Genomic DNA, 3,416 nt, shown 5'->3' on the forward strand with positions numbered 1-3,416 from the left:
GCCCTGGCCCGCAGCCGGCTCTGCATCGCCGTCGATTCCGGCCCACTGCACCTGGCCGCCGCCGCCGGCTGCCCCACGGTGGCCCTGTTCGGCACCGACGCCGACGGCATCGGTGCCAGCCCCCGGGATCTCTGGGCCCCCCGGGCGGAGCACGTCTGGGTCAGCCGCAGCCGGGAGCGCTGCGGCGGCTGCCTCCAGGTGCGCTTCGAGAACCCCGCCTGCCCGCTGGAGCGCCACGCCTGCATGGATGGCCTGCCGCCCGATGCGGTCTGGCCCCTGATCCAGCAGGCCTGGCGGAGCACCGGGATCCGCAACACGTCCCCCAGCGCACCACCCGACTGAGTGCCGCCGGGCCCTCACTCAGGCCGCTTGTCTGCCGCCGTCCTGCCTTGCATCATCGTCTCGATCTTGCGGATCCGCTGCAGGGTGGTCTGCCAGACCTCCAGCTGGAAGGCCCGCTCCCGCTCGCCCGCCGCCACCGCCCGGCGGCAGTCCTCCAACAGCGCCTCCAGGTCCTCACGGCGCTCGAAGGCCTCCCACAACTGGCGTTCGATCCGGGCCCGCTCGATGAAGTTCCAGCGCTGCAGCCACGACATGGGAAGGGATCGGTGTGGCCCCAGTTAAGCCAGCGGTGAGGGGGAGAGGCGCCTCAGCCCCCCATCTCCTCGATGCCGACCCGATGCTGCAACTGCTCGATGGCCACGACCAGGGCGATGCCCACCGCAGCCAGCACCACCGCCACCACCAGGCTGCCGGCATCGGGGGGCGGCGCCAGGGCATCCCGCAGCACGATCAGCTTGCCCCTGGCGTTGCGGGTGGTTTCGAGCACCGTGCGGAACGGCCAGATCTTCCAGAGGGATCCGGCCATGAAGCCCACCAGCAGGGCCACCACCTGGCCGTGGAAGCGGTGCAGCAGCCAGCGCAGCAGCCGCACAAAGCTGATCAGTCCGATGGCACAGCCGGCGGCGAACGGCACCAGCACCGGCAGGTCAAGCGCCTTCACGCCTTCCATCACGAACTGGTACTGGCCCAGCACCAGCAGCAGGAAGGAGCCGGAGATGCCCGGCAGGATCATCGCCATGATCGCCACCGCGCCGCTCCAGAAGAGGGTGAACGGGTCGTGGGGCATGGTCACCGGCACCTGGGTCACCAGCAGCAGCGCCAGAAGCACACCCAGGGCCATCGCCACCAGCCCCTGCCAGCCCCAGTGGGCATGGCGGGCGATCAGCAGGATGGCGCCGAGGATCAGGCCGAAGAAGAAGGCGAACAGAAACACCGGATGCTCGGCATAGAGCCAGGTGATCGGCCGCACCATCACCAGCACCGACACCCCCAGTCCCACCACCAGGGGCACCAGGAAGCCCAGGTGGATCCTGGCCGCCGCCGCCCGCCATTCGCCGCGGCGCAGCAGGGCCAGCAACTCCAGATCGAAACCGGCGATGGCCTCCAGCAGCTCGCCGTAGATGCCCATGATGAAGGCCATGCTGCCCCCCGAAACCCCGGGGACCACATCGGCCGTGCCCATGGCCAGGCCACAGGCCACCACGTAGGGAAGCGAAAACCGCCGCGTGGCTGTCTCCACCGGTGTCCCGGGCGCAGCTGAATCGGGAAGATCGTCGGCCATGGCGCAGGCGGAGATGGGACACTGAAGCGCCACGAACCCTACGGGGGACCCGCCGTGAAGGCCATCAGCGTTCTGGGCTCCACCGGGTCGATCGGCACCCAGACCCTGGAGATCGTCGAGGAATTCCCCGACCGCTTCAAGGTCGTGGCCCTCACCGCCGGCAACAACCTGGATCTGCTGGTGGAGCAGATCCTGCGCCATGCCCCGGAGGTGGTGGCCCTGGCCGATGCCGGCCGGCTGGGCGAGCTGGCGACCCGGCTCGACGACCTCGAACCGTCCCGCCGTCCCGCCCGTCTCCCCGAGCTGCTGGGGGGCTCCGACGGCCTCTGTGCTGCGGCCGCCTGGGCCAGCGCCGACCTGGTGGTCACCGGCATCGTCGGCTGCGCCGGCCTGCTGCCCACCCTGGCGGCGATCCGCGCCGGCAAGGACCTGGCGCTGGCCAACAAGGAAACCCTGATCGCCGCCGGCCCGGTGGTGCTGCCGGAACTGCAGCGCAGCGGCAGCCGGCTGCTGCCCGCCGATTCGGAGCACTCGGCCCTGTTCCAGTGCCTGCAGGGCACCCCCTGGGCGGACACCGCCCGCCTCTCCACCGGCGTACCCACCCCGGGGCTGCGGCGGATCCAGCTCACCGCCTCCGGCGGCGCCTTCCGCGACTGGCCCGCCGCCGATCTGGCCAAGGCCACCGTGGCCGATGCCACCAGCCACCCCAACTGGAGCATGGGGCGCAAGATCACGGTGGATTCGGCCACCCTGATGAACAAGGGGCTGGAGGTGATCGAGGCCCACTACCTGTTCGGCCTCGACTACGACCACATCGAGATCGTCATCCACCCCCAGAGCATCATCCACTCGATGGTGGAGCTGGCCGATTCGTCGGTGCTGGCCCAGCTGGGCTGGCCCGACATGAAGCTGCCCCTGCTCTACTGCCTCAGCTGGCCGGAGCGGCTGGAGACCCCCTGGCGCCGCCTCGATCTCACAGCTGTCGGCCAGCTCACCTTCCGCGCCCCCGACCGCCAGAAATACCCCTGCATGGCCCTGGCCTACGCCGCCGGCCGGGCCGGCGGCACCATGCCCGCCGTGCTCAACGCCGCCAACGAGCAGGCGGTGGCCCTGTTCCTGGAGGAGGCGATCCCGTTCCTGGCCATCCCAGAGCTGATCGAACGGGTCTGCGACCGTCACCGCGCCGATCACCACGGCACCCCCTGCCTCGAGGACGTGCTGGCGGTGGACGGCTGGGCCCGCCAGGCCACCCGCGAGGCCGCCGCCGCACTGCGCAGCCATCCGGCGCCGGCCCTGCCGGCATGAACGGGGTCGAGCACCACCTGCTGCTCTGCGCCACCCCCACCAAGGCGCTCTGCGGCGATCCGGCCGTCGGTGCGGCCAGCTGGAACCGGCTCAAGCAGCTGGTGCGGGACCTGGGGCTGGAGGATCCCGGCCGCCCCCAGGGGGTGGTGCTGCGCACCAAGGCCGATTGCCTGCGCGTCTGCTGCGAGGGCCCGGTGCTGCTCCTCTGGCCGGAGGGGATCACCTACGGGGGCGTCACCCCCGAACGGATCGAGCGGATCGTGCATGAGCACGTGGTCGGCGGGGTGCCGATCGAGGAGTGGATCGTGCGGCGCACCCCGTTCAGCCGTCCCCTTCCCCCCGGCTGAGGCGAGCCAGCCAGGCCACCGCCAGCCGATCGGCCCAGCAGGCGGCGGGCCCGGCGCCGGGGGCGTGGAAGCCGTTGTGGCCGCCCCAAGGCGCCGCAGGGAACCCGACCGAGCCTGAGCTTTTCGGGCCGGGCGAGCCG

Annotated in this window: 5 protein-coding genes; 3 read left to right on the forward strand and 2 right to left on the reverse strand. The window is 71.4% G+C overall.

What is annotated here, in order from left to right:
* On the forward strand, positions 1-342 hold a 342-nt coding region (locus VB737_RS15675; protein ID WP_500314324.1), incomplete at its 5' end, for a glycosyltransferase family 9 protein.
* Between the two features lie 14 nt (positions 343-356).
* Here VB737_RS15675 and VB737_RS15680 read toward each other — a convergent pair.
* Together VB737_RS15680 and VB737_RS15685 are read right to left on the reverse strand one after the other, a co-directional pair.
* Positions 357-596 carry a hypothetical protein gene (locus tag VB737_RS15680; protein ID WP_500314326.1) on the reverse strand — a complete coding sequence of 80 codons (240 nt, stop codon included), beginning with the start codon at positions 594-596 and terminating at the stop codon, positions 357-359.
* Positions 597-649: 53 nt separating this feature from the next.
* On the reverse strand, positions 650-1,582 hold the full coding sequence (locus VB737_RS15685) for a DUF368 domain-containing protein (RefSeq protein WP_500314328.1): 933 nt from the start codon (positions 1,580-1,582) through the stop codon (positions 650-652).
* A gap of 96 nt (positions 1,583-1,678) precedes the next feature.
* Between VB737_RS15685 and VB737_RS15690 the strand changes: the two genes are divergently transcribed.
* On the forward strand, positions 1,679-2,929 hold the full coding sequence (locus tag VB737_RS15690; RefSeq protein ID WP_500314330.1) for a 1-deoxy-D-xylulose-5-phosphate reductoisomerase: 1,251 nt from the start codon (positions 1,679-1,681) through the stop codon (positions 2,927-2,929).
* Complete coding sequence (locus VB737_RS15695; protein ID WP_500314332.1) at positions 2,926-3,276, forward strand: (2Fe-2S) ferredoxin domain-containing protein; 351 nt, start codon at positions 2,926-2,928, stop codon at positions 3,274-3,276. Before VB737_RS15690 ends, VB737_RS15695 begins: the two co-directional genes overlap by 4 nt.
* Positions 3,277-3,416: the final 140 nt, after the last annotated feature.

Source organism: Synechococcus sp. BA-120 BA3 (genome assembly GCF_034931285.1).
GTDB lineage: Bacteria > Cyanobacteriota > Cyanobacteriia > PCC-6307 > Cyanobiaceae > Cyanobium.